Source organism: Halobellus sp. Atlit-38R, assembly GCF_003665925.1.
Taxonomy (GTDB): Archaea; Halobacteriota; Halobacteria; order Halobacteriales; family Haloferacaceae; genus Haloquadratum; species Haloquadratum inordinatus.
In genome coordinates, this window is the sequence record NZ_QXIJ01000154.1 from 1 (window position 1) to 568 (window position 568).

General features: G+C 56.0%; 1 protein-coding gene. It reads right to left on the minus strand.

The window, feature by feature from the left end:
• Window positions 1–109: 109 nt before the first annotated feature.
• Window positions 110–442, minus strand: coding sequence for a hypothetical protein (locus tag D3D02_RS18655; RefSeq protein WP_004060470.1), 333 nt, complete (start codon window positions 440–442; stop codon window positions 110–112).
• Between the last annotated feature and the right edge of the window lie 126 nt (window positions 443–568).

Consider the following 568-nt stretch of genomic DNA (forward strand, 5'->3'; position numbering starts at 1 on the left):
GTCCTCGGATTCTTCATATTCCTCGGACTGGCGCAGGTCGTACTCCTCTGAACTGACTCTTAGGGATACTAGTCCGTACCGGTGGTCTAGCACATCGCGAGCTGATTCGCTATCGATGTATCAGTCCCAGTAGCCGGCTCCGAACATCATCGGCGGAGTCGTACGTTTGGTTATCAGTTGGGGCAAGCACTTTTTCAAGGGATTCTGTACCGCCTTGTGTTTCGATCTCGTAGTCTCCGTAGGCCTCAACCAGTTCATCGGTCGTGGTCGGGTAGTTCTGGGTTTCGAGTGCATCATCGAGGTCACCAAGCCGCCCACCGGGGTCGCCGCTCATCGCTCTGTCTTCGTGGGCGCGGTCACGGACCTCCTCTCGCTTCCGCTCTGGCTGTTGCGGCTGTTCGTTGTCTTCGTCCTCGTCTTGGCCTCGTTTGTCGTCTGGCATCCCTACGAGTAGGCGCCCGATTCGGATAAATTGCTCTTTGAGGACGTTGCATTAGCACCTGAATGTAGGTAAACCTCGCCAACTGTCAATGCGGAGCTGAACCTGAGTCGGGGCCTAACTCTGCGT